19 protein-coding genes are annotated in these 21,482 nt (G+C 70.0%); 5 read left to right on the forward strand and 14 right to left on the reverse strand.

Translation table 11 applies throughout. The features are described 5' to 3' along the window. Positions 1-98 precede the first annotated feature (98 nt). The 12 genes from FHW79_RS10505 to FHW79_RS10560 all read right to left on the reverse strand — a co-directional run bounded on the left by FHW79_RS10505 (position 99) and on the right by FHW79_RS10560 (position 13,279). Positions 99-707 carry a K(+)-transporting ATPase subunit C gene (locus tag FHW79_RS10505; RefSeq protein ID WP_183178877.1) on the reverse strand — a complete coding sequence of 203 codons (609 nt, stop codon included), beginning with the start codon at positions 705-707 and terminating at the stop codon, positions 99-101. A 10-nt stretch (positions 708-717) separates the two neighbouring features. After that, positions 718-2,832 (reverse strand): potassium-transporting ATPase subunit KdpB, encoded by a 2,115-nt coding sequence (gene kdpB, locus FHW79_RS10510; protein ID WP_183178878.1) that lies wholly within the window; start codon positions 2,830-2,832, stop codon positions 718-720. A 13-nt stretch (positions 2,833-2,845) separates the two neighbouring features. Further along, on the reverse strand, positions 2,846-4,555 hold the full coding sequence (gene kdpA / locus FHW79_RS10515) for a potassium-transporting ATPase subunit KdpA (RefSeq protein ID WP_183178879.1): 1,710 nt from the start codon (positions 4,553-4,555) through the stop codon (positions 2,846-2,848). A 10-nt stretch (positions 4,556-4,565) separates the two neighbouring features. Continuing rightward, complete coding sequence (gene kdpF / locus FHW79_RS10520) at positions 4,566-4,655, reverse strand: K(+)-transporting ATPase subunit F (protein WP_183178880.1); 90 nt, start codon at positions 4,653-4,655, stop codon at positions 4,566-4,568. 397 nt (positions 4,656-5,052) lie between these two features. Beyond that, the gene (locus tag FHW79_RS10525; protein ID WP_109139088.1) at positions 5,053-5,763 is read right to left on the reverse strand and encodes a GntR family transcriptional regulator; all 711 of its coding nucleotides are present in this window, start codon (positions 5,761-5,763) and stop codon (positions 5,053-5,055) included. Between the two features lie 64 nt (positions 5,764-5,827). Then, entirely contained in the window at positions 5,828-6,874 is a 1,047-nt protein-coding gene (locus FHW79_RS10530; RefSeq protein WP_183178881.1) for an AbrB family transcriptional regulator, read from the reverse strand. Between the two features lie 94 nt (positions 6,875-6,968). Beyond that, complete coding sequence (locus FHW79_RS10535) at positions 6,969-7,622, reverse strand: isochorismatase family protein (RefSeq protein ID WP_183178882.1); 654 nt, start codon at positions 7,620-7,622, stop codon at positions 6,969-6,971. A 34-nt stretch (positions 7,623-7,656) separates the two neighbouring features. Next, on the reverse strand, positions 7,657-8,781 hold the full coding sequence (locus FHW79_RS10540) for an oligopeptide/dipeptide ABC transporter ATP-binding protein (protein WP_183178883.1): 1,125 nt from the start codon (positions 8,779-8,781) through the stop codon (positions 7,657-7,659). Then, positions 8,778-9,851 carry an ABC transporter ATP-binding protein gene (locus FHW79_RS10545; protein ID WP_282183991.1) on the reverse strand — a complete coding sequence of 358 codons (1,074 nt, stop codon included), beginning with the start codon at positions 9,849-9,851 and terminating at the stop codon, positions 8,778-8,780. Before FHW79_RS10545 ends, FHW79_RS10540 begins: the two co-directional genes overlap by 4 nt. A gap of 11 nt (positions 9,852-9,862) precedes the next feature. Further along, positions 9,863-10,750 carry an ABC transporter permease gene (locus FHW79_RS10550; RefSeq protein WP_247884291.1) on the reverse strand — a complete coding sequence of 296 codons (888 nt, stop codon included), beginning with the start codon at positions 10,748-10,750 and terminating at the stop codon, positions 9,863-9,865. Positions 10,751-10,754: 4 nt separating this feature from the next. Then, positions 10,755-11,693, reverse strand: a complete 939-nt coding sequence (locus FHW79_RS10555; protein ID WP_183178884.1) for an ABC transporter permease — start codon at positions 11,691-11,693, stop codon at positions 10,755-10,757. A gap of 2 nt (positions 11,694-11,695) precedes the next feature. Next, positions 11,696-13,279, reverse strand: coding sequence for an ABC transporter substrate-binding protein (locus FHW79_RS10560; protein ID WP_183178885.1), 1,584 nt, complete (start codon positions 13,277-13,279; stop codon positions 11,696-11,698). Between the two features lie 346 nt (positions 13,280-13,625). On the opposite strand from FHW79_RS10560, the gene FHW79_RS10565 reads away from it, so the two are divergent. From FHW79_RS10565 to FHW79_RS10585, 5 genes are all read left to right on the forward strand, one after another. Further along, complete coding sequence (locus tag FHW79_RS10565; protein WP_183178886.1) at positions 13,626-14,255, forward strand: isochorismatase family protein; 630 nt, start codon at positions 13,626-13,628, stop codon at positions 14,253-14,255. 102 nt (positions 14,256-14,357) lie between these two features. Continuing rightward, positions 14,358-15,758 carry an amidase gene (locus FHW79_RS10570; RefSeq protein WP_183178887.1) on the forward strand — a complete coding sequence of 467 codons (1,401 nt, stop codon included), beginning with the start codon at positions 14,358-14,360 and terminating at the stop codon, positions 15,756-15,758. Between the two features lie 43 nt (positions 15,759-15,801). Then, positions 15,802-17,085 (forward strand): amidase, encoded by a 1,284-nt coding sequence (locus tag FHW79_RS10575; RefSeq protein WP_183178888.1) that lies wholly within the window; start codon positions 15,802-15,804, stop codon positions 17,083-17,085. A gap of 41 nt (positions 17,086-17,126) precedes the next feature. Then, positions 17,127-18,266: a class I SAM-dependent RNA methyltransferase gene (locus tag FHW79_RS10580; RefSeq protein ID WP_183178889.1), complete on the forward strand. Its 1,140-nt coding sequence runs from the start codon at positions 17,127-17,129 to the stop codon at positions 18,264-18,266. Between the two features lie 27 nt (positions 18,267-18,293). Beyond that, positions 18,294-20,411 carry a molybdopterin oxidoreductase family protein gene (locus tag FHW79_RS10585; protein WP_183178890.1) on the forward strand — a complete coding sequence of 706 codons (2,118 nt, stop codon included), beginning with the start codon at positions 18,294-18,296 and terminating at the stop codon, positions 20,409-20,411. On the opposite strand, the gene FHW79_RS10590 is transcribed toward FHW79_RS10585, so the two are convergent. Together FHW79_RS10590 and FHW79_RS10595 are read right to left on the reverse strand one after the other, a co-directional pair. Beyond that, the gene (locus FHW79_RS10590; protein WP_040136233.1) at positions 20,408-21,142 is read right to left on the reverse strand and encodes a proteasome-type protease; all 735 of its coding nucleotides are present in this window, start codon (positions 21,140-21,142) and stop codon (positions 20,408-20,410) included. The genes FHW79_RS10585 and FHW79_RS10590 overlap by 4 nt on opposite strands. Before the next feature lie 151 nt (positions 21,143-21,293). Then, entirely contained in the window at positions 21,294-21,461 is a 168-nt protein-coding gene (locus FHW79_RS10595) for a hypothetical protein (RefSeq protein WP_183178891.1), read from the reverse strand. Between the last annotated feature and the right edge of the window lie 21 nt (positions 21,462-21,482).

Consider the following 21,482-nt stretch of genomic DNA (forward strand, 5'->3'; position numbering starts at 1 on the left):
GGGGGCGGCTTTCGGAACGGATGGACGGCCCCGCCCCCTCCCCCGCCCGCAAGGAAGAACGGACGGGAGAACGGACGGGGCCGCCTGTTGACCTTCAGCTAATGCGTCGCCGTGGCGGCGTCGAGGGCGAGATTGAGCCGCAGCACGTTGACCACCGGCTCCCCCAGCGGTCCCAGCGGCGAGGGCTCGGTGTTCATGGTAACCAGGGCGCTGACTTGGGCCTCCGACAGGCCACGGGCGCGGGCGACGCGGGGGACCTGGAAATCGGCGGCGGCCGGCGACAGATGCGGGTCGAGGCCGCTGGCCGAGCTGGTCACCAGCTCGACCGGCACCGGGGTCCCCGGATTCTCGGCCTTCAGCCGCTCCGTCTCCTCCCGCACCCGGTCGGCCAGCGCCTGGGACGTCGGGCCGAGGTTGGAACCGCCGGATGCCGCGGCGTTGTAGGGCGCCGGCACGCTCTTCGACGGGTCGGCTGGGTCCGGCCCCAGCGTGGCGGAGGGCCGTCCGTGGAAATAGCCCTCCCCGGTGAAGCCCTGGCCGATCAGGGCGGAGCCGACGACCGCCCCGTTCCGCTCGATCAGACTGCCGTTGGCCTGATGCGGAAAGACGGCCTGGGCGATGCCGGTGACGGCCAGCGGGTAGATCAGCCCGGTCACCACGGTCAGCGCAGCGACCATGACGAGGGCGGGACGCAGTTCCTTGAGCATGGCGGGGTCCTCACACGAGTCCGATGGCGGTGACGAGCAGGTCGATCAGCTTGATCCCGACGAAGGGCACGATCAGGCCGCCCAGCCCGTAGATCAGCAGGTTCCGGCGCAGCAGCCGCGCCGCGCCCACCGCGCGGTAGGCGACGCCGCGCAGCGCCAGCGGGATCAGCGCCACGATGATCAGCGCGTTGAAGATGATCGCCGACAGGATGGCGCTCTCCGGGCTGGCCAGCCCCATCACGTTCAGCGCGCCCAACTGCGGGTAGAAGGCCAGGAACATGGCGGGGATGATGGCGAAATACTTCGCCACGTCGTTGGCGATGGAGAAGGTGGTCAGGGCGCCGCGGGTCATCAGCAGTTGCTTGCCGATCTCCACGATCTCGATCAGCTTGGTCGGGTCGCTGTCCAGGTCCACCATGTTGCCGGCCTCGCGGGCGGCGACGGTGCCGGTGTTCATCGCCACGCCGACGTCGGCCTGGGCCAGCGCCGGGGCGTCGTTGGTGCCGTCGCCGCACATGGCGACCAGCTTGCCCCGCGCCTGCTCGTCGCGGATCAGTTGCAGCTTCATCTCCGGCGTCGCCTGGGCCAGGAAATCGTCCACCCCGGCCTCCGCCGCGATGGCGGCGGCGGTCATGGCGTTGTCGCCGGTGATCATCACCGTTTTGATGCCCATCTGACGCAGCGCCGCGAAGCGCTCCCGGATGCCGCCCTTGACGATGTCCTTCAGGTGGATGACGCCGAGCAGCCGGCCGTCGCGGGCGACGGCCAGCGGCGTGCCGCCGGACTTGGCGACGCGCTCCGCGATGGCCTGCACCTCGCGCACCGTCGCCTCCAGGGCGGGATCGGGGCGCAGCGCGGTCACCGTATTGCCCTGGGCGGGGGTGCCCGCACCAAGCGCCCGCACATGGGCCAGCACGGCGTCCACGGCACCCTTGCGGATCGTCATGCCGTCGCTGTCGATGCCGCTCAGCCGCGTCTGGGCGGTGAAGGGCACGAACCGGGCGTGCAGCCCTGCCATGTCGCGGGCGCGGATGCCGTACGTCTCCTTCGCCAGAACGACGATGGAGCGGCCCTCCGGCGTCTCGTCAGCCAGCGAGGCGAGCTGGGCGGCGTCGGCCAAGTCGCGATCGGCCACGCCGGAGATCGGCAGGAATTCCGACGCCTGACGGTTGCCCAGCGTGATCGTGCCAGTCTTGTCGAGCAGCAGCGTGTCCACGTCGCCCGCCGCCTCCACCGCCCGGCCCGACATGGCGAGCACGTTGAAGCGGACCAGACGGTCCATGCCGGCGATGCCGATGGCCGACAGCAGCGCGCCGATGGTGGTGGGGATCAGCGTGACGAACAGCGCGGCCAGGACCAGCACCCCGACCGACCCGCCGGCGTAGGCGGCGAAGCTGGGGATGGTCGCCACGGCGATGACGAAGATGACCGTCATGCCGGCCAGGAGGATGTTCAGCGCGATCTCGTTGGGCGTCTTCTGCCGCTGCGCGCCCTCGACCAGCCCGATCATGCGGTCGAGAAAGGTGTTGCCCTGGGCGGCGGTGATCCGGACCTTGATCCAGTCGGAGATCACCTGCGTGCCGCCGGTCACCGCGGAGCGGTCGCCGCCGGACTCCCGGACGACCGGGGCGGATTCGCCGGTGATCGCCGCCTCGTTGACGCTGGCCACGCCCTCCATCACCTCGCCGTCGGAGGGGATGAGGTCGCCGGCCTCCACCAGCACGAGGTCGCCGGGCTTCAGGAGGGTGGCCGGAACGCTCTCCCAGCCCTCGCCCGCCAGCCGCTTGGCGGTGGTTTCCGTGCGGGTGCGGCGCAGGCTGGCCGCCTGGGCCTTGCCGCGGCCCTCCGCCACCGCCTCCGCGAAGTTGGCGAACAGCAGGGTGAACCACAGCCACAGCACGATCTGCAGGGAGAAGCCGATGTTTCCGGCGCCGCTGAGCAGGTCGCGCAGGAACAGCAGCGTGGTCAGCGCCGCCACCACCTCCACACAGAACATCACCGGGTTGCGGGCCATCAGCCGCGGGTCGAGCTTGCGGATGGAGCCGGCGACGGCGGGCAGCAGGATGGCCGGGTCCAGCAGTGTGGAGGCCGGAGTCCGGGTGGCGGTTTTCGAATGGGTGTCCATGGATGGTCCCCGGTCAGAAGAGGAGGCCGGCGCGCATCGCCAGATGCTCGGCCACTGGGCCGAGGGCGAGCGCCGGGAAGAAGGTCAGGCCGCCGACGATCAGGATGACCCCGGCCAGCAGCCCGACGAACAGGCCGCCATGGGTCGGGAAGGTGCCGGCCGAGGCCGCGCTGCGCGTCTTGGCGGCGAGCGAGCCGGCCACCGCCAGCATCGGCACGATGACCAGGAAGCGGCCGACCAGCATCCCGGCGGCCAGCGTCAGGTTGTACCAGAGGGTGTTGCCCGACAGCCCGCCGAAGGCACTGCCGTTGTTGGCCGCCGCCGAGACGTAGGCGTAGAGCGCCTCCGAGAAGCCGTGCGGTCCAGCGTTGGCGAGCGAGGCGAGGCCGGTGTCCAGCACCACGGCGAAGGCGGTACCGCCCAGCATCACCAAGGGCAGGCAGAGCACGGCGAGCATGGTCATCTTGACCTCCTTCGCCTCCAGCTTCTTGCCCAGATACTCCGGGGTGCGCCCGACCATCAGCCCGGCGACGAACATGGTGACGATGGCAAACAGCAGCATGCCGTAGAGGCCGGCCCCGACGCCGCCGACGATGATCTCGCCCAGCATCATGTTGACCATCGGCACCATGCCGCCCAGCGGCATGAAGCTGTCGTGCATGGCGTTAACCGCCCCGCAGGAGGCCGCCGTGGTCACCGCGGCGAACAGGGCGCTCAGGGCGATGCCGAAGCGGGTCTCCTTGCCCTCCATGTTGCCGGCGGCGTTGTCCAGCCCGAGGGCAGTGAAGGCCGGGTTGCCCTGGGCCTCCGCCCAGTAGACGGCGGCGACGCCGATGACGAACAGCAAGCCCATGGCGGCCAGGATGGCCCAGCCCTGCCGCTCGTCCCCGGCCATGCGCCCGAACAGGTTGGTGAGCCCGGCGCCGATGGCGAAGATCGACAGCATCTGCACCAGATTGGTCAGGGCGTTCGGATTCTCGAAGGGGTGGGCGGAGTTCGCGTTGAAGAAGCCGCCGCCGTTGGTGCCCAGCATCTTGATCGCCTCCTGCGAGGCGACGGGGCCGAGCGCGATGGTCTGCTTGACGCCTTCGAGCGTGGTGGCGTCCACCGTCCCGGCCAGCGTCTGCGGCACACCCTGCCAGACCAGGAACAACGCGTAGAGCAGGCTGAGCGGCAGGAGCAGGTAGAGCGTGGCTCGGGTCAGGTCGGTCCAGAAATTGCCAACGGTCCGCGCCCCGCTGCGGGTGAAGCCGCGCACCAGCGCCACGGCCAGCGCGATGCCGGTCGCCGCCGACACGAAGTTTTGCACGGTCAGCCCGGCCATCTGCACGAGGTGGCTCATCGTGCTTTCGCCGCCATAATTCTGCCAGTTCGTGTTGGTGACGAAGCTGGCGGCGGTGTTGAAGGCCAGATCGGCGGGCACCGCGGCCATGCCGGTGGGGTTCAGGGGCAGGACGCCCTGCAGGCGTTGCAGCGCGTAGAGCAGCAGCAGCCCGGCGACGTTGAACAGCAGCATGGCGACGGCGTAGGTCACCCAATGCTGCTCCGTCTTCGCGTCCACCCCGGCCAGCCGGTAGAGCCCACGCTCGACGGGCCTGAGCAGCGGCGAGAGCAGCGTGCGCTCCCCGTTGAACAGCCGCGTCATATAGCCGCCGAGCGGGCGCGCCACGGCGGCCACGAGGGCGGCGAAGAGCAGGATGTGAATCCAGCCGCTGACGGTCATGGGAGTCTCCTCAGAACCGTTCGGGGCGGATCAGGGCGTACACGAGGTAGCCCAGCAGCCCGGCGGCGACGAGGCCGCCGAGCGCATATTCGACGAACATGGCCCAGCCCCCCTCACAAGCGGTCGCAGGCGTGCACATAGGCGATGGACGCGGCGAAGAAGGCCGTGGTGATCGCCAGCGCGATGATGTCCAGCATGGTTGCCTCCGGGGCGCGTCCGGGGGAACCGGGCGCGCGTCAGCGTGGATCGGATGCCGGCACGGCTGTGTCCGGCACGATCAGGCTGCGCCCGATGCACGTATAGATTCGAGGGGGGCCGTGGGGGGCGGAGAATATAGAGGGCGTATATGGTGGGAGAATAACTGTATCAAATAGCGGAGTTCTTGCCCCCACCCCGGCCCTTCCCCGCTGCGCGGGGGAGGGAGAATCAAGTCCCCTCCCCCGCGATAGCGGGGGAGGGTTAGGGAGGGGGCACCGTCAGCACAGCGACACGCCCCCTCACCCGCCCGGCGTTTCCTCCATCCGGCGGAGCAGCAGATCGCACGGCCCCTGGAGATGCTCGCGCATCAGGAACTCCACCCGCCCGCTCTGGCGGCGGGCGATGGCGTCGAGGATGCGCCGGTGCTCCTCGTTGTACTGGCGCAGGGTGGGACCGTCCTTCTCCATTTCCAGGACGTCGTAGATCTTCGGAACCCGATAGACGGTCTGGAAGGAGCGGTTGAACAGCCCGCTCGGCACCAGCCCCATCAGGGTGGTGTGGAAGCGCTGGTTCAGCAGGCGCCACTGCTCCAGCGCCTCCCCCTCCAGCGGGCTGTCGCCAGCGATCAGTGCCTCGGCGCGGTCGAGGCCGTTGCGCAACGCCCGCTCCACGTCGAGCGGCAGACCGCGCTCCGCCACGATGCGGCAGCCGTGCCCCTCCAGGAGGCTGCGCATCTCGTAGCTCTCCAGCAGGTCTCGGCGGGTGAACTGGCGGACCGTGTAGCCGCGGTTGGTCTCGTAGGTGACCAGCCCTTCCCGCTCCGCCGCCACCAGCGCCTCGCGGATCGGGGTCCGCGACACGCCGAACTGGGCGGCCAGTTCCGCCTCCTTCAGCTTGGTGCCGGGGAGCAGCTTGCCCTCCAGCACCCGGTTGCGCAGGGCGGTCATGATGGAGCCGACCTGCTCGGACCGGACGGTCCCGGTCGCCTTCTCATCGCTGAACGGAGTCACGGTGTCCTCCGGCCGGGGCGTCGGGCACCGGCGGTTGGAAAATGGCGGGGCAAGGGATTGCGTTCTATCGGCGGCGCAGGAATCGCACAAGCAGAACGCTCATCAGGATCGTCCCGAACAGCCGCAGAGTCTGCAAGGTGAGGATGAAGGGCACGTCGGCGGCGCTGCCCAGAGCCACCACCGTCACCGAATCCAGCCCGCCGGGGCTGGTCGCCAGATAGGCGGTCAGCGGGTCCTTGCCGGTCAGCGTGACCAGCAGCCAGGCGGAGCCGAGCGACATCGCCACCAAGCCGAAGGTGGACAGCAGCATCAGCGGCACCGACGCCACCAGATCGCGCAGCAGCTCCCGCCGGAAGCGCAGGCCGGTCGTCCAGCCGATGATCGTGAAGGCGACGGCGATCAGCCAGGACGGCGAATCCAGCACCACCAGCCCGGTCATGTTGAGCGTGCCGCCGAGCAGGATCGGCCCCAGCAGCGGCCCCGCCGGAAGCCGCGTCACGGTGCCGGCCCAGCCGCCGGCGAGCGCGACCGCCACCAGCGCCAGCGTCGAGGCGACGGAGGCGGACGGCGGAGGAACGGCGCCGGGGACGGCGAGCGGTACAGGAACGCTGCCCAGCAGGAAATGGCAGACGAGCGAAGCCAGGACGACGACCACGATCACCCGCAGATACTGCATCACGGCGACGAAGCGCGGGTCACCGCCGAAATCGCCGGCCATGGCGATCATCGCCGGGGCGGCGCCCGGCATGGTCCCCCACAGGGCGGTGCCGCCGGGAAAGCGGCCCGACCGCTCCAGCAGCCAGCCGACCAGCACCGCGCCGGCCAGCATCGTGGACAGCGCCATCAGCATGGGGAACCAGTGCAGCGCCACGTCGTGCAGGATGGACACGTCCATGGAGCGGGCGACGACGCCCCCGGTCAGCGCCTGGGCCAGCCAGGAGAAGCGCTTGGGCAGTTCGATGGAGGCGCCGCGCACCCCCAGCAGGATCGCCGCCGCCATCGGGCCGAGCAGCGTCGCGCCGGGAAGGCCGGCCACCATGAAAAGGGCGGTGAACAGGAGGGTCGCCCCCACCAGCAGGCACCACTGGAGGGGATGGGAAAGGGGCATCATGTCGGCAGATTGCTCAGGGGCGCGCCCGCCGGTCGGCCGCAGGCGCGCCACCGCTCCATACAGTTCGGATGGGTTCAGAGGCGGACGGAAGGGATCAGGCGGCCACGGCCTCGGCCTGCTTCTCGACGTAGGCCATCACCTCCGCCACCGGCAGCACGTCGCCGTACTTGGCGTTCATGTCGAACAGGGCGGAGTCGTGCGGGGACTGGTGGCGGTCGCCCACGCATTCGGCGGGGACGATGACGCGGAAGCCGTGGGAGACCGCGTCCACCGCCGTCGCCCGCACGCAGCCGCTGGTTGAGCAGCCGGTGAGGATGACCGTGTCGCACTCCATCACGCGCAGCATGGTGCTGAGCGGCGTGCCGAAGAAGGCGGAGGAATGGTGCTTGACCAGCACGACGTCCTGCGGCTCCGGCGTCACGCGGGCGTCGAACTCGGCCAGCGGGTTGTCGGCGGTGAAGGCGCGCAGCGCCGGGATCTTCTTGACGAACATGCCGCCCTCGGTCCCGGCCGCGTCGTAGACGACCTTGGTGTAGATCACCGGCAGGCCGGCGCGGCGGGCGGCGGCGTAGAGCGGCGCGCTGGCGATCGTCGCGTCCACCACTCCCTGCCCGAAGAAGGGGGCGCCGGGCTGGGTGTAGAAGTCGATGAAGTCGATGGAGATGATGGCGGCCTTCCGGCCAAAGCCGATCCGGTTCTGGAAGACGCCGGAATAGTTGTCCTTGAGTTCGTCGGTGACGCTGAACATGCGGGTGATCCTCAGGCTGATTGCAGGGGGCCGATTAAAGGGGGATGGGACGGATGGGCGGATAGCCGATGTCCTGAAGGACCGCCGTGGCGACCTCGGACCGGGTCTCCGGGGTTTCGGGGAAGTGGCAGGCGACTTGATCGGCGCCGCCGCAGGCGCGAAGCTCCGGCTGGTCGATCAGGCAGGCGCGCGGCAGCAGGGCGTCGCCGCTGCGTTCGGTGGGCACGCCGCCCGCCGCCGCGACCAGCCGCGCCCGGTAGCAGCGCGGGTGGAAACGGCAGCCCGGCGGCACGTTGGTGGCCGAGCCGATCTCGCCCATGGTCACCGAGGTGCGGCGGCGGTTGCGCATCCGCACGTCGGCGATGGGCACCGCCGCCAGCAGCGAGACGGTGTAGGGGTGCAGCGGCCGGCGGTAGAGGTTGTCGCGCTCCGCCATCTCCACGACCTTGCCGAGATACATCACGGCGATGCGGTGGCTGACGTGGCGGACCACCGCCAGATCGTGGGCGATGAACAGATAGGACAGCCCGCGCTCCCGCTGGATGCGCTGGAGCAGGTTGATGATCTGCGCCTGGATCGACACGTCGAGCGCCGACACCGGCTCGTCCAGCACCAGGATCTTGGGGTCGAGCGTCAGGGCGCGGGCGATGCCGATGCGCTGGCGCTGGCCGCCGGAGAACTGGTGCGGGTAGCGGTCGGCGCGCGAGGGGTCGAGCCCGACGAGACTCATTACCCCGGCGACCTTCTGCGGCCCGTCGCCGTCCCACAGGCCATGGACCTTCAGCGGCTCGGCGATGCTCTGGCCGATGGTGACGCGGGGGTCGAGCGATCCGTAGGGGTCCTGGAAGACCATCTGGATGTCGCGCCGCATCGCCTGCATCTCGGCCTTCGACACGCCGGTCACGTCGCGCCCGTCGACCAGCAGCCGCCCGCTGGTCGGCTCGACCAGCCGCAGGGCGAGGCGGCCCAGCGTGCTCTTGCCGCTGCCGCTCTCGCCGACCAGCCCCAGCGTCTCGCCGGCACGGATGGTCAGCGACACGCCGTCCACCGCCCGCACCGCCTTGCCGGCCTTCTTGAACAGGCCGCCGCGGCGGGTGAAGACGCGGGTGGCGTCGACGAGTTCCAGGGCCGGAGGCGGTGCGGAGAGGGTGTCGCTCATCGGATGGCCTCCGTCCGGTCGGGCAGGTCTTCGTGGAAACAGGCGCTGCGGTGGCCGGAGCGGTCGCCGGCCAGCGGCAGCGGCCGCCGGGTGCAGCAGTCCGCCCGCCCGCGGCCGACCGTGCAGCGCGGCTCGAAGGCGCAGCCCGGCGGCAGGCGGGCGACGTTGGGCGGCTGGCCCTCGATCGCCGGAAGCTCCTCGTCCACCGGGCCGTCGAGGCGGGGGATGCTGCGGAACAGCGCGCGGGTGTAGGGGTGGCGGGGCTTGGTGAAGACCTCCTCCATGGAGCCGGTCTCGACCAGCCGCCCGGCGTACATCACCGCCACATCGTCGGCGTATCGGGCGACCAGCCCCAGGTCGTGCGTGATGAGCACCAGCGCCATGCCGGTCTCCGCCTGGAGGTCGGCGAGCAGGTCGAGGATCTGCGCCTGCACCGTCACGTCGAGCGCCGTGGTCGGCTCGTCGGCGATCAGGATCTTCGGCGACAGGGCGATCGCCATGGCGATCAGCACGCGCTGGCGCTGCCCGCCGCTGAGCTGGTGCGGGTAGTCGTCCACCCGCCGCGCCGGGTCGGGGATCTGCACGCGGGCCAGCAGCTCGATGGCGCGGGCGCGGGCGGCGGAGCGGCCGATGCGCTGGTGGGCCCGCAGCACCTCGACGATCTGCTCGCCGATGGTGAAGACGGGATTCAGCGCGGTCAGCGGGTCCTGGAAGATCATCGAAATGACCGCCCCGCGCAGGCGGCGCAGCCGTTCCGGCGGCTGGTGCAGGATGTCCGCGCCGTCGATCCGCACCTCGCCGCGGCGGACGCGGCCCGGAGCGGCGACGAGACCGAGCGCCGACAGGAAGGTCATCGACTTGCCCGATCCGGACTCGCCGACCACCGCCAGCGTGCCGCCGGCCCGCACGGCGAGCGACACGCCGTCGATGACGGTGACCGGCCCGTCGTCGCCGGGAAAGACCGTGGTCAGGTCGCGCAGTTCCAGCGCGACCGGGCGGGGGGCCGTGGCGGGGGCGACCGGAGCCGCCGGCGCCACGGAGTGAAGGTTCGGCATGGCCTTGTGTGGCATGGGGGGCGTCCTCACAGCACGCGTCCGGAGGAGCGGCGCATCTGCGGGTCGAGCGTGTCGCGCAGGCCGTCCCCCAGCAGGTTCAGGGCGACCACCATCACCGCGATGCAGATCCCCGCCGACAGCGAGATCAGCGGGTTGGAGGCCAGGAAGCTCTGCCCGTCGGCGATGACGTTGCCCCAGGTCGGGGCCGGCGGCTGGACGCCGAGGCCGAGGAAGCTCAGGCCCGCTTCGGCCAGGATGGCGGTGGCGGCGCTGACCGTGGCGACCACGATCACCGGCGGCAGGCTGTTCGGCACGACGTGCAGGAACAGCAGCCGCATCGTGCCCATGCCGATGGCCCGCGACGCCTCGACGTAGGTGCGCGGCTTGATGGTCAGCACGACCGCCCGCATCACCGCGGCGACCCGCGGCGTGAAGGCCAGCGCCACCGCGATGATGACCGTTTCCAGCGAGGAGCCGCGGGCCGCCACCAGGGCGAGCGCCAGCAGGAAGCCGGGGAAGGCCAGCAGGATGTCGATGATCGAGACGGTCACCCGCTCGACCCAGCCGCCGAAGAAGCCGGCGACCGCCCCGATCACCATCCCCAGCGACAGCGAGAGCGCCATCACCGCGACGGCGACCTGGAGGGAGATGCGGGTGCCCCAGATCAGGCGGGACAGCACGTCGCGCCCGAACTGGTCGGTGCCCAGGAGATGCGCCGCCGAGGGCGGGGCCAGCGTGTTGGCGAGGTCGGTCTCAAGCGGCGACATCGGGGCGATCCAGGGAGCCGCCACCGCCACGATCAGCAGCAGGGTCAGCAGGATCACGCCGATCAGGAAGCCCGGATGGCGGAAGTAGCGCATCAGGGACGACCGCCGCGCCGAAGTGGACGCAGAGAGGGTTGCTGTGGCTGCCATGGGGTCACCGTGTGGACAGGCGCGGATCGACCAGCCCGTAGGCGAGGTCGAGCAGGCTGTTGACGAGGACGACGGCAACGGCCAGCACCAGCACGCCCGCCTGGACGAGCTGGTAGTCGCGGGCCGAGACCGCCTTCAGGATCATTGAGCCGATGCCGGGCCGGCTGAACACCACCTCGATCAGGATGGCGCTGCCCAGCGACCAGGCGAAGGTCACCCCGACGATGGCGAGGATCGGCACCAGCGCGTTCTTCAGCGCCAGCCGCCACACCACCCGGCGTTCCGGCACGCCCATCGCGCGGGCGACGCGGATGCAGTCCTGGCCCAGCACCTCCAGCATCGCCGAGCGGGTCAGGCGGGTGATGTAGGCCGCGACCGAGATGCCCAGCACCCCCGCCGGAAGCACCAGATGGTGCAGGTGGGTGAGCAACCCGCCGCCCGAGCTGGCCCCCAGCGCCGGAAACCATTTCAGCTCCTGCGAGAACAGCAGGACCGAGGCGAGGCCGAGCCAGAAGACCGGGAAGGAGATCCCGAACAGCGCGACGATCATGATGAGCATGTCGCTCCACGACCCTTGGCGCTCCGCCGTGAGGATGCCGAGCGGGATGCCGATCACCACCGCCACCACGAGGCCGGCGAAGGCCAGGATCGCGGAGTCCGGGAGGCTGAACAGGATCTCCTCCAGCGCCGGGCGGCCGGTGACCACCGACGACCCGAAATCCCCGGTGACCGCGCGCAGCACGTAGAGCCCGTACTGCACGTAGACCGGCTGGTCGAGCCCGAGCTGGGCGCGCAGCGTCGCCAGCGCCTCCTCGGTGGCGTAGTCGCCCAGCATGTACTGGGCGGGGTCGCCGGGGATCATCCGGACCAGGAAGAAGGTCACGGTCACGATGCCGAACACCGTGATCGCGAGCTGCGAGAGTTGGCGAAGAAGCCGGTCCATGGTCACGCCTCCAGCAGCGAGACCGGATAGGCGCTCATCGTGAACAGCGAATTCTGGACGAAGCCGGAAACCTTCTTGGTGTGGGCGATGTACAGATGGTCGGCGTAAAGCGGGATCACCGGCACGTCGCCCATCACCTTGGCCTGGATCTTCCCGTAGACCTCCTTGCGGGCGGCGTCGCCCTGGGCGTTGCGGGCGGCGGCGATCAGGTCCTCAATGCCCTCGTAATGGGCGGTGTTGAGGCCCGGCGGGAAGGAGGACTTGGCGAACAGCGACAGGATCGGGCTGTCCGGGTCTGGCGCGCCGACGACGCCGGTGATGCAGGTCGGCACCGTGCCCTTGTTGCGCGCCTGGAGGTAGGCGCCGCGCTCCAGCACCTTGATCTTGGCGTCGATGCCCACGGCGGCGAGGTCGCTGGCGATCGGCACGACGATCTTGTCGTAGGGGTTGGCGCCCGGCGCCACGAGGTCGAGCGTGAAGGAGCCCACCCCGGCCTCCTTGAGCAGCGCCTTGGCCTTCGCCGGGTCGTAGGGGAACAGCGGGACCTGATCGGTGAATTCCTGGAAGGAGGAGGTGAGGAAGCCGCTGGCCTCCGACTTGGTGCCCTTGAAGAAGCCGTCGATCAGCGCCTTGCGGTTGATGGCGTGGTAGATCGCCTGCCGCACCCGCACGTCGCCCAGCGGCTTGATCGAGGTGTTGAGGACGAGGTTGATCGTGTGGTTGGCGTCACGGTCGTGCACGGTGACCAGCCCGCCGCCCTTCAGCCGCTGGATGACCTCCGGCTGCTGCAGGCCGAAGAAGATGTCGATCTCGCCGTTCTCCAGGGCGATGGCCGCCGCCGTCTCGTCCTTGATGACGCGGAACTGCACCTCCTCGACCTTGGGGGCGCCGGCGAAATAGTCCTTGTTGGCGGACAGCTTCACCTCGCGGCCCGGCGCCCAGTTCTGGAACACGAAGGGGCCGGTGCCGATGGGGTTCAGCGCGAAGGCCTTGTCGCCGATCTCGCCCAGCGCCTTGCGGCTGACGATCCAGCCCTGGTTGAAGGCCGACACTTTGTGCAGGAAGCCGGAGTTCGGCTCCTTCAGCGTGATGACAACCTTGTCGGGGGATGGCGTCTCGATGGACTTGATGGAGGCGAGCTGGCCGCTGTAGCTGCTGCCGGTTTGCGGGTCCAACACGCGCTCGAACGAGAACTTCACATCGTCGGAGGTGAAGGGACCGAAGCCCTTGTGCCAGGTGACGCCGCTGCGCAGGGCGAAGCTGTAGACGGTGCCGTCGCTTGAAACCTCCCAGCCGGTAGCGAGGTCGGGGACGATGGCGTTGCTCGCCTCGTCATACTTGACCAGCCCGTTGAAGATCTGGGTGGCGACCGTCTGGTTCTCGATCTGGAAGATGCGGGCGGGATCGAGGTTGCCGATGTCGCTGCCGATGCGCACCCGCAGGACCGGCGGCGCCGCCGACGCCGGCAGAGGCCAGCCGCCGCCCGCCACCAGGGCGCCGGCGGCCAGCAGAGTACCGAACTGGCGGCGGTTGACGCCGCTCCGCTCGATCCGGCCGGCCCGTTCCTTGCGATTGATCCCGTCCATAAGCCTGCTCCTCTGTGTCAAAGATTTTACGGGCAGCGCCAAGATTTGTCCGGTCTATTTTTGCACACAATCTGCGCTGAGCCCTTATGCCCGACCAAATTCGCAGGAATCGTGCCACCCTGCGACGGGCTGTCGCAGGGTGCTTATAAAGCATTTTAAATCAACCGCTTACAGTAAGCTTCCACGGCATTGCTTATGAATACAGCAATATGTATTTCTGCGCAAAAGGCGGGCAGAGGCGGGTTTGAAATGGTGAAACTATGGACTTTGAATGCAAAAAAACCTCGTTGTATGCTGGTTGGGCGCCCGTGATGCGGCGCTGCAGCGGAAGAAGGAACCTCCTGAAATGAGCGATCTTTCCATCTACGAGCGCCAGGGAATCGGCAAGCCGCTCGGCTTCGGCCGCAAGTGCGCCCTCCTTGTCATCGACTTCCAGATCGGTTTCACGCGCGATGACGCCTTCGGCGGCTTCAACATCAACAGCGCCATCACCGCCACGGGAAAGTTGCTCGGACATGTTCGTCCCTTGGGCATGCCGATCGCCCACGCCTGCTTCATCGCGCCGGAGGCACTGGGCGGCATCGGGCCGTTCGGCGAGAAGATTCCGTCCCTGCTGACGCTGACCGCCGACTCGCCCGACGTCGCCTTCGCTCCGGAGGTCGCGCCATTGCCCAACGAGTTCATCGTGCGCAAGCAGCACGCCTCAGCCTTCTTCGGCACCGCCCTGTCCTCCTGGCTGCGGGCGAACGCGGTCGACACGCTGCTGGTCACCGGCTGCACGACCTCGGGCTGCGTGCGGGCCAGCGTGATCGACGCCTCCGCCCACGGGCTGCGGCCGATCATCGTGGAGGAGTGCGTCGGCGACCGGGCGGAGGAGCCGCACCGCGCCAACCTGTTCGACATGGGCAAGAAATACGCCGACGTGATGCCGCTGGACGCGGTCATCGCCCATCTGGCGCTGGCGGACGCCGCCTGATCCGGCGGTTCCGTCCCTAAGCGCAACGAAGCGACTTCAACAGGCCGTCGCCGGAGCAGTTCGTCCGAAGCCATCCGGCACGCGAGCGGAAAGCAGCAACGCATGTCCGAACTTTCGACAACGCATCCGGCCCGGTCCGGCGGCGGCAGCCCTTCCACGCCCGGCGCCAGCGAGGCGGAAACCCACGCCCGCCTCGCCCGCATCGAGAGCCTGAATCCGATCGTCAACGCTCTGCTGGCGGTGGACGCCGACGGGGCGATCCGCCGGGCACAGGCGCAGGACGAGGCGCGGGCGGCGGGCGACTGGCCCGGCCTGCTGGACGGGGTGACGGTCACCGTCAAGGACTGCTTCGAACTGGCGGGGGAGACGACCAGCTACGGCTCCTCCGCCCGCTTCGCCCGGATGGGGCATCAGGACGCCCCGCTGATCCGCCGCCTGCGCGAGGCCGGGGCCATCCTTGTCGGGCGCAACAACCTGTCGGAATTCTGCCTGGGCTCGACGAACCAGAACGAGCATCACGGCCTCTGCCGGAATCCCTGGGACACCGGGCGGGTGCCCGGTGGGTCGAGCGGCGGTTCGGCGGCCTCGGTCGCCGCCGGGCTGTGCCGGGTCTCCATCGGCACCGACACCGGCGGCTCCATCCGCATCCCGGCGGCGCTCTGCGGGGTGGTCGGGCTGCGGCCCAGCGTCGGCCGGGTGTCCAACACCGGCGTGATTCCGTGCAGCGTCGATTTCGACACCGTCGGCCCGCTGGCCTACTCGGTCGCCGACGTGGCGCGCGCCTTCGCCGCTATCGCCGGCTACGACCCGGAGGACCCCAATTCGGCGGACGTGCCGCTCGGCAATTTCCTTCCGGATTTGAAGGCGGGGATCGCCGGCACGCGCATCGGCCTGCCGCGCAACTTCTACTTCGACAACCTCCAGCCCGCGGTGGCGGAGCGGGTGCGCGCGGCGGCGGCGGTGCTGGAGAAGGCCGGCGCCGTTCTGGTCGACATCACCATCGAGGACGCGGAGGTGGCGCAGGCCCGCACCGCCTTCTCGCTGCTCGTCGCCGACATGGCGCAATACCACCTCGACAAGATGGAGACCGCGCCGGAGTCCATCGGGCCGGAGGTGCTGCGCCGCCTGCAGCTCGGCCTGCCGGTGAGCGGCGTGCAGTATGCGGAGTCCCGGCGCTGGCTCGCCTCCTGGAAGCTGCGGTTCCGCACGCTGTTCGAGCGGGTGGACCTGATCCTCACCCCGACCACCCCCATCGTGGCGCCGCGCATCTACGACAGCGCCGACATGATCGAGGCGACGCGGGCGGTCAGCCGCTTCACCTACGGCTTCGGCGCGCTCGGCCTGCCCGCCATGTCGGTGCCCTGCGGCTTCGACGGCGACGGGATGCCGGTGGGCATGCAGATCGTCGGGCGCTGGTTCGACGAGCCGCTGGTTTTCCGCGCCGGGGCGGCCTTCCAGGCGGCGACCGACCACCACCGCCAGCGCCCCGCCCTTCCCCTTTGAGTCTCCGGCCCGCCTGACGTCTGACTCACCGAAAGGACCCGCCATGGAACCGTTCGAACTCACGGCCAGCGAGGCCGCCCACGCCATCCGCGACGGCCGCCTGACCAGCGAGGCGCTGGTGCGCTCCTGCCTGGAGCGGATCGAAGACCGCGATCCGGAGGTGCGCGCCTGGATCAGCGTCGATCCCGCCCTGGCGCTGGCCGCCGCGCGCGAGGCCGACAAGCGCCCCGTCGCCGGCCCGCTGCACGGCCTGCCCTTCGGCGTAAAGGACGTGATCGACACCGCCGACCTGCCGACCACCCAGAACTCGCCGATCTTCCTGGGACACCGGCCCGCCCGCGACGCCGCCTGCGTGGCCATCGCGCGCAGCGCCGGGGGAGTCCTGCTGGGCAAGACCGACACGGTGGAATTCGCCTCCGGAGGGCGCAAGGCGGCGACGCGCAACCCGGTCAACCCCGCCCACACGCCGGGCGGCTCCTCCTCCGGGTCGGGGGCGGCGGTCGGCGACCGGCATGTGCCGCTGGCCTTCGGCACGCAGACCGGCGGCTCGCACATCCGTCCCGCCGCCTTCAACGGCATCTACGGCTTCAAGCCGACCTGGGGCGTGGTCAGCCGCGAGGGGATGAAGCACTACGCGGTGTCCCTCGACACGCTGGGCTGGTACGGGCGTTCGGTCGCCGACCTCGCGCTGATGGCCGAGGCGTTCCAGCTGGAGGGCATGGGCAAGACGCCGCCGGTCAAGCTGGCGGGCCTGCGCGTCGGGCTCTGCCGCTCCCCCGTCTGGTCGCGCATCGAGCCGGCGGGCGAGGCGGCGCTGCTGCTCGCCGCGAAGCGGCTGGAGGAGGCCGGCGCGGTGGTCGTGCCCTTCGAACTGCCGGAGGAGTTCTCGACGCTGGCCGAGGTGCAGGATGTGATCCGCCGCGGCGAAGGGCGGGCCTCCTTCCTCGACCTTTACCTCAGCGACCGCCACCGGCTGCACCCCGAGCTGGCCGACCATTGCGAACACAACCACGGCATCACCGCGCGCACCCTGACCGAGGCCTACGACGTCGCGGACGCATGCCGGCCACGCTTCGCCGCCCTGTTCGAGTCCATCGACGTGATCCTGACCCCGCCCGCGCCGGGCGAAGCGCCGGAGGGGCTCCACACCACGGGCGACCACATCTTCAATTCGATCTGGACGGTGCTGCACGTCCCCTGCCTCGCCATGCCCTGTGGCCGCGGGCCGCGCGGGCTTCCGGTGGGGGTGCAGCTGGTGGCGCCGCGTTTCCAGGACCCCGCCCTGCTGGCGATGGCCGAGGCCATGGCGCCGGTGGTCGACGTGTGAGGGGACTTCAAAAGCGATTGCCATGGCGGTATCTAGGGGCCATGACCAGCGATACCGCCGCCGACCGTACCGGCACCGATTTCGAAATCTTCATCGTCACTGCACCGGGGCTCGAATCCGTGCTCTGCGCGGAGGTGAAGGCGAAGGGCTTCCGCGACGCCACCGCCATCAAGGGCGGCGTCACCGTCCGCGGCGGCTGGCCGGAGGTCTGGCGGGCGAACCTGGAGCTGCGTGGGGCGACCCGCGTGCTGGCTCGCGTCGCCTCCTTCCGCGCTTTCCACCTCGCCCAGCTCGACAAGCGGGCGCGCCGGGTGCCCTGGGCCGAGTTCCTGCGCCCCGACGTGCCAGTCCGCGTCGAGGCGTCCTGCAAGGGCTCGCGCATCTACCACGCCGGGGCGACCGCCCAGCGCATCGAGCGCGCCATCACGGAGGAGCTGGGCGCGCCGATCTCCGCCGAGGCCGAGGTCTCCATCAAGGCCCGCATCGACGATGACCTGTGCACCATCAGCGTCGACGCGTCGGGTGAGTCCCTGCACAAGCGCGGCCACAAGGAGGAGATCCACAAGGCTCCGCTGCGCGAGACGCTGGCCGCGCTGTTCCTGCACCATTGCGGCTTCGACGGCAGCGAGCCGGTGGTCGATCCGATGTGCGGGTCCGGCACCTTCGTCATCGAGGCGGCGGAGATCGCTGCCGGGCTCCATCCCGGACGCACGCGCCACTTCGCCTTCGAACAGCTCGCCTCCTTCGACGACGCGGCGTGGCAGGCGATGCGCTCCGCGGGCGGCGACGCCCGCGCGCCCACCGTCCGCTTCTACGGCAGCGATCGCGATGGCGGAGCCATCGCCATGAGCCGCGCCAACGCCGAGCGCGCGGGCGTCGCCGCTCTGACGGACTTCCAGAAACACGCGGTCAGCGACCTGATGCCGCCGGAGGGGCCGCCGGGCCTCGTCATCGTCAACCCGCCCTACGGCGCGCGGATTGGCGAGAAGAAGCCGCTGTTCGCCCTCTACGGCGCGCTGGGGCAGACGTTGCTGTCGCGCTTCTCCGGCTGGCGGGTCGGCCTCGTCACCAACGAGGCGTCGCTCGCCCAGGCGACCGGCTTGCCCTTCCAGCCCTCCGGCCCGTCGGTGTCGCACGGCGGCCTGCGCGTGACGCTGCACAGCACCGCCGCCCTTCCCTGACCCCCTCCAGCACCCATCTGTAGAACCATGCCCAACCGCACCGCCCCCCGTCTGCACGCCCCCCGTCTGCAAGCATCGGCCTGCCCGCATGACTGCCCGTCCACCTGCGCGCTGGAGGTCGAGGTGCTGGACGAGCGCCGCATCGGGCGCATCCGCGGGGCGGCCGACAACAGTTACACCGCCGGGGTGATCTGCGCGAAGGTCGCCCGCTACGCCGAGCGGGTGCACCATCCCGACCGGCTGACGCAGCCGCTGCGCCGCACCGGCCCCAAGGGCTCCGGCCAGTTCGCGCCGATCTCCTGGGACGAGGCGCTGGACACCGTCGCCGACCGGTTCCTGGAGGCCGAGCGCCGGCACGGGCCGGAGACGGTGTGGCCCTATTATTACGCGGGCACCATGGGGCTGGTGCAGCGCGACGGCATCAACCGGCTGCGCCACGCCCGGCGCTGGTCGGGCTTCTTCGCCACCATCTGCACCAACCCGGCCTGGGCCGGCTGGCTGGCCGGCGCCGGCAAGCTGGCCGGGGCCGACCCGCGCGAGATGGCCAAGTCCGACCTCGTGGTGATCTGGGGGACCAACGCCGTCTCCACCCAGGTCAACGTGATGACCCACGCCGTCCGCGCCCGCAAGGAGCGCGGGGCGAAGATCGCCGTGGTCGACGTCTACCGCACCCCGACCATGGAGCAGGCGGACATCCCGCTGCTGATCCGTCCGGGCAGCGACGGGGCGCTGGCTTGCGCGGTGATGCATGTGCTGTTCCGCGACGGGCTGGCTGACCGCGCCTATCTCGCCAGCCACGCCGACGACCCGGCCGGTCTGGAGGCGCATCTCGCCACCCGGACTCCGGAATGGGCCGAGGCCATCACCGGCCTGCCGGCGGCGGAGATCGAGTCCTTCGCCCGGCTGGTCGGGCAAACGCCGCGCAGCTATTTCCGGCTGGGCTACGGCTTCACCCGCTCACGCAACGGGGCGGTGAACATGCACGCCGCCTCCTGCATCCCGGTGGTCAGCGGCGCCTGGCAGGTCGAGGGCGGCGGGGCCTTCCACTCCAACAGCGGCATCTACGGCTGGAACAAGACGCTGATCGAGGGGCTGGACCTGCGCGACCCGACCGTGCGCATGCTCGACCAGTCGCGGATCGGCCCGATCCTGGAGGGCGACCCGGAGGCGCTGGCCGGCGGCCCGCCGGTGACGGCGCTGCTGATCCAGAACACCAACCCGGTGACCATCGCCCCCGATCAGGCCCGCGTGCGCCGCGGCTTCGCCCGCGACGACCTGTTCGTCTGCGTGCACGAGCAGTTCATGACCGAAACGGCCCGCATGGCCGACATCGTGCTGCCCGCCACCATGTTCCTGGAGCACGACGACCTCTATCAGGCCGGCGGCAACCAGCACATCCTGCTTGGGCCCAAGCTGGTCGATCCGCCCGGCGACTGCCGGCCCAACCACGCCGTCATCACGGAGCTGGCGCGGCGGCTGGGCAGCGACTCCCACCCCGGCTTCGCCATGACCGAGCGGGAGCTGATCGACGCCACGCTGCGCGCGTCCGGCCACGGCACGCTGGAGACGCTGGAATCCCAACGCTTCCTCGACGTCCAGCCGGATTTCGAGGAGGCGCATTTCGTGAAGGGCTTCCGCTGGCCCGACGGCAAGTTCCGCCTGAAGCCGGACTGGCCCAAGGTGCCCTACGCCGCGCCGTCCACCTTCGGCCCGGTCGACACCATGCCGGCCTTCCCCGACCATTGGGCGGTGACGGAGGAGGCCGACGACGAGCATCCCTTCCGGCTGGTCACCGCGCCGGCCCGCAACTTCCTGAACAGCAGCTTCACCGAGACCCCGACCTCCACCGGGCGGGAACGCCGCCCGAGCCTGATGCTGCACCCGCAGGACGCGGCGGCGCTGGGAATCACCGAGGGCGACCGCGTGGAGGCCGCCAACGGGCGCGGCGCGGTGCTTCTGCACGCACGGCTGTTCGACGGGGTGCGGCGGGGCGTGGTGATCGCCGAATCCATCTGGCCCAACGCCGCGCACGATGGCGGGCGCGGCATCAACAGCCTGACCGGCGCCGACCCGGTGGCGCCCTTCGGCGGTGCCGCCTTCCACGACAGCCATGTGCGGGTGCGGAAGGCGGCGTCTTCCGATTAATCAGCCCATTTGGGCGGCGGCAGGGAACGGAAGGCCTCGCGCAGCGCCTGGGACCAGCCGTCGCTGATCTCCTTGAAGCAGGGGTCGTCCTCGCCGATCCGACGCCGCGTCTCCAGCTTCAGCGAATCGCGGCGGTAGGCGATCAGGTCGAGCGGCAGACCGACCGTCAGGTTGGAGCGCAGCGTGCTGTCCATGGAGATCAGCACCAGCTTCATCCCCTCCTCCAGCGGCGTGTTGTGGTTCAACGCGCGGTCGAGGATCGGCTTGCCGTATTTGTGCTCACCGATCTGGAAGAAGGCGTTGTCGGCGGTCGCCTCGATGAAGTTGCCGGCGGCGTAGACGTGGAACAGCCGCACCCGGTCGCCGCGGATCTGGCCCCCCAGGATGATGGACAGGTCGAAATCCACCCGCTGCTCCTTCAGCGCGTGTCCGTCCCGCTTCCACACCTGACGGACGGCGGCGCCGACGAGTTGGGCCGCCTGGAACATGCCGTTCACGCTGGAGATGGTCCGGATTTCGCCGTCCAGCTCCACCCCCTCCTGGATCAGCGCGATCACCGACTGGGTCAGCGACAGGTTGCCGGCGGTCATCAGGGCGATCATGCGGTCGCCCGGCTCTTCGAAGACGTGCATCTTGCTGAAGATGGAGATGTGATCCACCCCCGCGTTGGTGCGCGTGTCCGACAGCATCACCAAGCCGTCCTTCAGATACAGGGCGACGCAGTAGGTCATGGTCCGTCCTCTCTCCTCCCAGCGGAAGCCGGACCGCCCACGCAAAAAGGGGCGGCCGGCCGGCCGCCCCAGTGTATGCCGAAAAAACCAGCACGCCGCAAACCCATCGCGGGGGTCAGGACATCATGTCCCGCCCCTCTGCGGCGTCCGCTCAGCGCTGCTGCCCGCCCTTATCGTCCCGGTCGTCGTCCATGCCCTGCTGCTGCCGGTTCGCCTGGTCCTGCCCCTGCTGCCGGTTCTTCGGGTTGTCCTGGGTCTGCTGCCCCTGCTTCCGCTCGTCCTGGCTGCCCATCTGGTTCGGGTTCCGCTCGTCGGCCATGGTGCTTCCTCCGCAGTGTCG

This window comes from Azospirillum sp. OGB3, assembly GCF_014192915.1.
GTDB lineage: Bacteria > Pseudomonadota > Alphaproteobacteria > Azospirillales > Azospirillaceae > Azospirillum.

What these genes read in the sequence shown, in the direction of transcription:
- FHW79_RS10555 (WP_183178884.1), bottom strand. Translation starts at nt 11,693, where the DNA reads ATGGACCGGCTTCTTCGCCAACTCTCGCAGCTCGCGATCACGGTGTTC.
- FHW79_RS10595 (WP_183178891.1), bottom strand. Translation starts at nt 21,461, where the DNA reads ATGGCCGACGAGCGGAACCCGAACCAGATGGGCAGCCAGGACGAGCGG.
- FHW79_RS10570 (WP_183178887.1), top strand. Translation starts at nt 14,358, where the DNA reads ATGTCCGAACTTTCGACAACGCATCCGGCCCGGTCCGGCGGCGGCAGC.
- FHW79_RS10565 (WP_183178886.1), top strand. Translation starts at nt 13,626, where the DNA reads ATGAGCGATCTTTCCATCTACGAGCGCCAGGGAATCGGCAAGCCGCTC.
- FHW79_RS10530 (WP_183178881.1), bottom strand. Translation starts at nt 6,874, where the DNA reads ATGATGCCCCTTTCCCATCCCCTCCAGTGGTGCCTGCTGGTGGGGGCG.
- FHW79_RS10585 (WP_183178890.1), top strand. Translation starts at nt 18,294, where the DNA reads ATGCCCAACCGCACCGCCCCCCGTCTGCACGCCCCCCGTCTGCAAGCA.
- FHW79_RS10545 (WP_282183991.1), bottom strand. Translation starts at nt 9,851, where the DNA reads ATGCCACACAAGGCCATGCCGAACCTTCACTCCGTGGCGCCGGCGGCT.
- FHW79_RS10535 (WP_183178882.1), bottom strand. Translation starts at nt 7,622, where the DNA reads ATGTTCAGCGTCACCGACGAACTCAAGGACAACTATTCCGGCGTCTTC.
- kdpF (WP_183178880.1), bottom strand. Translation starts at nt 4,655, where the DNA reads ATGTTCGTCGAATATGCGCTCGGCGGCCTCGTCGCCGCCGGGCTGCTG.
- kdpB (WP_183178878.1), bottom strand. Translation starts at nt 2,832, where the DNA reads ATGGACACCCATTCGAAAACCGCCACCCGGACTCCGGCCTCCACACTG.
- FHW79_RS10580 (WP_183178889.1), top strand. Translation starts at nt 17,127, where the DNA reads ATGACCAGCGATACCGCCGCCGACCGTACCGGCACCGATTTCGAAATC.
- FHW79_RS10550 (WP_247884291.1), bottom strand. Translation starts at nt 10,750, where the DNA reads ATGGCAGCCACAGCAACCCTCTCTGCGTCCACTTCGGCGCGGCGGTCG.
- FHW79_RS10505 (WP_183178877.1), bottom strand. Translation starts at nt 707, where the DNA reads ATGCTCAAGGAACTGCGTCCCGCCCTCGTCATGGTCGCTGCGCTGACC.
- FHW79_RS10590 (WP_040136233.1), bottom strand. Translation starts at nt 21,142, where the DNA reads ATGACCTACTGCGTCGCCCTGTATCTGAAGGACGGCTTGGTGATGCTG.
- kdpA (WP_183178879.1), bottom strand. Translation starts at nt 4,555, where the DNA reads ATGACCGTCAGCGGCTGGATTCACATCCTGCTCTTCGCCGCCCTCGTG.
- FHW79_RS10540 (WP_183178883.1), bottom strand. Translation starts at nt 8,781, where the DNA reads ATGAGCGACACCCTCTCCGCACCGCCTCCGGCCCTGGAACTCGTCGAC.
- FHW79_RS10575 (WP_183178888.1), top strand. Translation starts at nt 15,802, where the DNA reads ATGGAACCGTTCGAACTCACGGCCAGCGAGGCCGCCCACGCCATCCGC.
- FHW79_RS10560 (WP_183178885.1), bottom strand. Translation starts at nt 13,279, where the DNA reads ATGGACGGGATCAATCGCAAGGAACGGGCCGGCCGGATCGAGCGGAGC.